5 protein-coding genes are annotated in these 5,523 nt (G+C 60.9%); 2 read left to right on the top strand and 3 right to left on the bottom strand.

The features are described 5' to 3' along the window. Positions 1 to 146: 146 nt before the first annotated feature. Positions 147 to 269, top strand: coding sequence for a hypothetical protein (locus ACSDR0_RS49220; RefSeq protein WP_435295896.1), 123 nt, complete (start codon positions 147 to 149; stop codon positions 267 to 269). Positions 270 to 419: 150 nt separating this feature from the next. On the opposite strand, the gene ACSDR0_RS49215 is transcribed toward ACSDR0_RS49220, so the two are convergent. After that, complete coding sequence (locus tag ACSDR0_RS49215; RefSeq protein ID WP_435295895.1) at positions 420 to 2,318, bottom strand: DUF2075 domain-containing protein; 1,899 nt, start codon at positions 2,316 to 2,318, stop codon at positions 420 to 422. A gap of 162 nt (positions 2,319 to 2,480) precedes the next feature. Between ACSDR0_RS49215 and ACSDR0_RS49210 the strand changes: the two genes are divergently transcribed. Next, positions 2,481 to 2,837, top strand: coding sequence for a nucleotide pyrophosphohydrolase (locus ACSDR0_RS49210; RefSeq protein ID WP_435295894.1), 357 nt, complete (start codon positions 2,481 to 2,483; stop codon positions 2,835 to 2,837). 241 nt (positions 2,838 to 3,078) lie between these two features. Here ACSDR0_RS49210 and ACSDR0_RS49205 read toward each other — a convergent pair whose 3' ends face one another. Together ACSDR0_RS49205 and ACSDR0_RS49200 are read right to left on the bottom strand one after the other, a co-directional pair. Next, on the bottom strand, positions 3,079 to 3,696 hold the full coding sequence (locus tag ACSDR0_RS49205) for a hypothetical protein (RefSeq protein ID WP_435295893.1): 618 nt from the start codon (positions 3,694 to 3,696) through the stop codon (positions 3,079 to 3,081). A 501-nt stretch (positions 3,697 to 4,197) separates the two neighbouring features. Beyond that, positions 4,198 to 5,436: a hypothetical protein gene (locus ACSDR0_RS49200; protein ID WP_435295892.1), complete on the bottom strand. Its 1,239-nt coding sequence runs from the start codon at positions 5,434 to 5,436 to the stop codon at positions 4,198 to 4,200. Between the last annotated feature and the right edge of the window lie 87 nt (positions 5,437 to 5,523).

The following is a 5,523-nucleotide window of genomic DNA, read 5'->3' as shown; positions in this document are numbered from 1 at the left end:
TGGAACGAGGATCCCAAGCCGTTCGTGTGGACCAAGAGCGCTGAAGAGATCCTCGAATCCCTGGCTAAATATTGCCGACGAATTTCAGGCGCATGACACTAGCTGATCGTGCGGTAGTCGCCTGTACGGGTCTGTCCCATGCCCTAGTGATCATCGTGCTGTCCCTACCCGTGTGGTTCTATCTGCCGTTCCGTCAGGCGGAGCGGCTGTTCATCTTGGACCTGGTCCGGGAGTTCACGAAGTGGATCAAGGCAGCCAAAGGTGAGTAGAGAAGCCATCGCGCGGTACCGCTTGACCCGCGCGATGGCCGCAACCTTTCCTCATACTGCTTGTGGACCGGTGGATGGGAGTGAGCTTCCCGAGCCGATGAGCCGTAGGATCCGCGTACGGTGCACCCAGCTACGACAAGCTCAGCGGTTTTACTCCGGCAGGACAGGCACGCCGAGTCTGGCGAACAGGCGGTTGGTGGTGAGGTCCTCGGAGTACAGAACGGCACCGCGCATGCCGCGGGTGGCTAGGACCCGGTAGGTGTTGCGAACGAGCTGGTCGAAGCGGGGGGCACCGTTGACTGCGGTGTCCTCGTTGGCTCTGCGGTCGGATCTCCACCCCTGTTCGGTCCAGGTCAGGTCTTTTCCGAAGATGACGCCCGCGTAGTCGTACTCGAAGCCCTGGGCTGTGTAGATGCAGCCGACCTGGTCGAAGCCGGCCGGGTCGGTGGCCCACAGGCTGGAGGGAGGAACACCGTTGACCGTCCGGTCGGCCTTGGAGTTCCAGGGACGGTGCCAGTCGTCGATCTTGATGTCGTTGACCAGGGCGCCGTTGTGCTGGGGTTCGCTCCAGGGCCAGCAGAAGCCGGCCGCGATGCGAGCGGTGTGTCCCTGGGTCAGCTTGGTCCGCAGGAAGTTCTCCATCACGGCGGGGGTACGGGCCACGTACAGCTCGAACGTATCCAGCGGCAGCCACCGCTGCGGACCCTGCTGCGAGCCCAGGCCCAGAAGGTTCTCGATCCAGGTGACGTATTCGGGGCAGCCGCCGCAGCGGAACTGGTGACGCAGGTCGATCTGGTGGACCTTCACTCCCATCGCCGTGGCGGTGTCGTGGATGAGTTGGACGGAGCCCACCTCGCCGCGGCGGACCAGCTGGTGTTCGTCCAGCAGGAACACCGGGACCTGTGCGGCGTTGATCAGCTCCTGCACCTGGGGTGGTGCCTGTCGGCCGTCGTCGTACCCGTTGCGGGTGTCGCGTTTGCGGGAGGTCTCGCGCAGCCGATGGGCCTCATCGCACAGCAGGACGTCCAAGTCGTTGGTGGTGGCGTGGGTGTAGCTGTTGAAGTAGGAGAAACTGCGCCGTGCCCGTGGGTCGACCCTCTCGACGTTGTCACGCAGGGTCTGGGTGAACGATCTGCTGCCGGTGGCGTGAACGGCACGCACGCCTTGGCGGTTCAGGGCGCCCAACAGCTCGACGGCGATCACGCTCTTGCCGGTGCCGGGACCGCCCACGATCACGACGGCCTCCTTGGGGGCGCCCTGTTTGCTTCTGGTGACTGCGCCTCGCACGTAGTCGTAGGCTTCTCGCTGCTCATCCAGCAGTGGGAAGACCGACCGGTGGCAGACGCTCTCGCTGACCACCGCCATCAGGCCTCCGGTCGGCAGCACCGGAGCCTCCAGGAGCTCCTGGGTGTAGTGGGCCGCCTTTTCGGGGGCCAGGGCAGTGCGAAGAGCGCGTTTGAACTGCTCGCGGTGATCCTTGCCGTACATCCGCGCATAGAGGGGATCGCACTGCAGGCCCATGGCGGAGGGCCGGATCGTCGCCAGGGTCTCACCGGTGGCGTTGTGCATGTTGACGATGCAGGAGACCTCGGCTGACTGCTTCAGTAGGGGGATGTAGTCGATCAGGACCTGGCGGTAGTCCCAGACCTGCCTGACCGGATGCAGCCGCGGGTTGCTGTTGGGTGCTCCGGGAGCGTGCACCATCTGCGAGCCTGGATCCGGCCGCACCCACTCCCACTGCTTGTTCTCCACCACGACCACCGACATCCGCCCGTTGCCCGGATGGGACCCGACCAGCACCAGGTCCATGCGCACGTCGGTGATCGGAATCTTGAACTCCACCAGCACCTGCACCTCGGCCAAGCCCGCCTCCAGCAGCAACTCGACGACCGTCGGGATGCTGTTGCGCCAGGATTCGACCTCCCTGTCGTCCAGCTTGCCGCCGATCAACTCGTTGAAGCTTCGCCTGAGCTCCCTGATGAGATGTCCTGCGGAGGTGACGTTGGCGAGGTCGCCGGCGGTTGCCCGGTACAGACAGCGTGAGGCCACGAAAGCCGCTCCTTCACAAAGTGGCGCCATCCAGACGGAGGTGATGCGTGGTGTGAGACGTACCGTAACGCCGTCCACCGACAATTATCGGTTTCCGTCAGCTCCTGTTGTGGGTATCGATTGTGAGTTCCAATGACGACAGGGGCGGTAAAGTCGACACCTGTGGCGACAGAACTTGAGGAACTCGCTGGGCGTCTTCGCCGGTTCGGCGCGGAGCGTGAATGGGAGAAGTTCCATACCCCAAAGAATCTGGCGATGGCCTTGGCCGGTGAAGCGGGAGAGCTGCTGGCTGAGTTCCAGTGGTTGACTCCTGAGGAGTCCCGGCGCCCAGATCCTGAGACTCTGGGCCGGATCCGTGGAGAGCTGGCTGATGTGCTGAACTACCTCGTGCAACTCGCCGCTGCCCTTGAGGTCGACTTGGTGGAGGCTGCCCACGACAAGATCGACGTATCCGAACGACGGTACGCCTCTGACATATACCGAGGTTCAGCACGCAAGGCACCCCCGCTGTCCTCCTGAAAGAAATTAGCTATTCAGGCGGACAGAGCTAGTGAAGTTGAAAAATTCGAACAGAAGACGCAGATGCGAGCTGATTTAACCCTGATGGAATTTCGGAAACTATCCGCCTGAGTGGCTGCAGATCACCCGAAGCAACTTGAAGGAAAAACCGACAGGTCGGTCCTCGGTGACCCTGAAGGCTTAGGTCGCGGCCAGCGGCACGGTTGGACTAAAGGCGACCGTTGAGCAGTTCGCCATTCGGTCAGAATGTCTCACCAAGCTCCATGGTTTCCACCTCTTCGAACAGTGACTCGAAGGTGGCTTCACCCGTTTTTTGGTCGACGGCGATAGTGGTGATCAGGCTTTCTCCGTGGAGTTGGCTATCCCATACGGTCTCTGCTGAGACTTCTCCGTTCTCACGTACCCCGGTCGCCGACGCTTGGACATGCCCGCAATCGACATGATCCAGTATCTGTTGAGCGATACTTCCATTGGTTTCGATTCCGGATTCAGATTTGAGCTCTAGACTCGCGGAGTCTAGGCGCATCTCTGTTATGAGCTGATCGGTTTCAGATTCCCCTTCGCCGCTCGATGGAGGAACCAACCTAACGCTCAAGCGGATAATTTTGTCGACTGTTTTTCTCCACTCCTCGAATGATTTCTCTTTCGCTGGAGAGGATATTTCCCACTGTTCGTCCATCTGCTCGCGGAGAATTACGCGAAGAGCTCCTGTGAATGAAGCGACCCGTATGACGGGTGATCTCACCTGGAAGACTGCGGCGAAATCGGAGAGACGGATCACGAAAGGCGATGCGACACCGCCGGCAAGGGTTTCCGGTATGAAGTCCAGCTGTCCGTCGTCCCAATGGTCTGTGCCCATCTCGGTTTCGCATCCGAGACGTCCGCGTATATAGCCTTTGGGAGTATCGACGCCGCCTATCCGCCACATGCGCCGGTACCAGACAGTGTGGACTCCTGATTGCAGGACGCTGAGTAGTTGTTCGGCCGGTGTGTCGAAGATGCTTGGTTGCGCCGGTGGCACTATCCGGACACGGGCAACCCGTCCTACAGGTCGAGGCGGCATTCCGGAACTGTATGTCACGGCCGCGGGCATGTCTCGTATTGCGGAGGTGATTGTTTTCTATCGCATGCTCAACTGGAGAGCTGTATTGCAAATTCCAGATAGCCGAAATTCCGCGGGAAGGGCTGGTCCAGTAGATGTCCAAGGGAGTCGTCCGCAGCCTGCTACCCACTGCAGGCAGGCGAGTGGGCGCGGCATCAACCTGGAGCTGGAGGCCATCCACCAGAGGCGTTGTCTGTGACGGTGGGACAAGCGGCGCTGGCGTCCAGTCCGCTGATGCGCAAGAGCGGGCCATCTCTTTCACCTTCGAAAACGATTTAGGTAGTGCCATTCGAAGTAGTGGCGGCTCTCTTCGGTGAACGACAGACAAGCCCGGCCAGCGAGGTTTGAGAGTCGAGTTGCGAGTAGGTCATTGCTCTTCGAGGTCGCTGCGAGGATCTTTCCGTCCTGATCTACTGAGATGTAGCCCGTCTCGTAGAGGGCATCACAACCGAACTGGCATGCTGGCATTGCGATGTGTGCAAGGTCACGGCGCTCTTCGTCGGTGCAAAGGCTTCGTACTTTGATGTGAGCGGCGACCAGGAACCGCACGGGCAAGGTATCGCCGCATAGGGCGCACTTTGCAATGGTTTCTGATCCAAAGAGTAAGCGGCGCAAGCGGGCTTGCTCTCCGCGTTGGGTGGCGGTGACCGGTCGGTTCAAATCGCCTTCGTAGCTGAAGCTCTCCCGGTCGTGCTCCACCGTGGCAGGTGCATCGGGAGGGCGCACAGCGATGATGGGTGGAGTTCCTTGCCTCAGCTCGACTCCCGGGAGGGTGAGGAGCACTGCACCGATGAAGGCGCTCCGATAGCCCACATCATTGGGGTGAATCGTGACGCTGCTCTGAGTCTGAAGCGTGGTGAGCGCAGCCTGTAGGTCTGCGATGGGAACCAGCTGGCCATCTGGTGATTGATCGGTCGCGACGCGAACGTTGGGAGGCTGTACAGCGAGGATGCGGTTGCGGCGTCCAGTGACGGTGGTGATCTCTTCGCCGAGGAGTCGCCGAAGCAGGTTGGTGGCGCTGTCGTTCGCCTCCGCGGGAAGCACGACGGGCATGTCGGCGAACCGGTCATCGAACTGATGCATGAATCGGTCGCCAAAGTCATCGTCCAGTCGGAAGAGATAGCCCTGGTTGACGCCACCCTTAAAGTTGAACGGACCGCCGGGTGATGAGTGGCCTGTGCGCCACTGTTGCGGGATCTCCTCCAGCAGGACTGGCCGCGTCGCCTGTCGGTAAGCCGTCCGTATAAGTCGACCGTCCTGATCCCAGTTCTCTGACAAGTCATCCGGTCGAAGGGAGTCGACAGCTGCGGCCGTCACTACACTCAGCGCGATCACCTTGGATGCGTAGTGGATCACGTTGTCGCCGGGGCGCACCTCGATCATGGTGTTCCAGTGCGACTTGCGGCGCCCGTTCCTGTCGACCTTGGGCGCCCACAGGATCCCGGCTGCTTGCTCTTGATCAAAGGTATCCCCCTGATTCACCCACCAGATCGCCATACAGCAGATCTGAAGCGATCCGGGTTCGGTGGAGGCTCTACGGGCTGACTCCAGCCGTCGGTTCGGGCTGGTGTTGAGCGTAGTAGA

The organism is Streptosporangium sp. G11, assembly GCF_051192615.1.
In the GTDB taxonomy this organism is placed as follows: Bacteria; Actinomycetota; Actinomycetes; order Streptosporangiales; family Streptosporangiaceae; genus Streptosporangium.
This window is presented reverse-complemented; position numbering and strand designations above follow the sequence as displayed.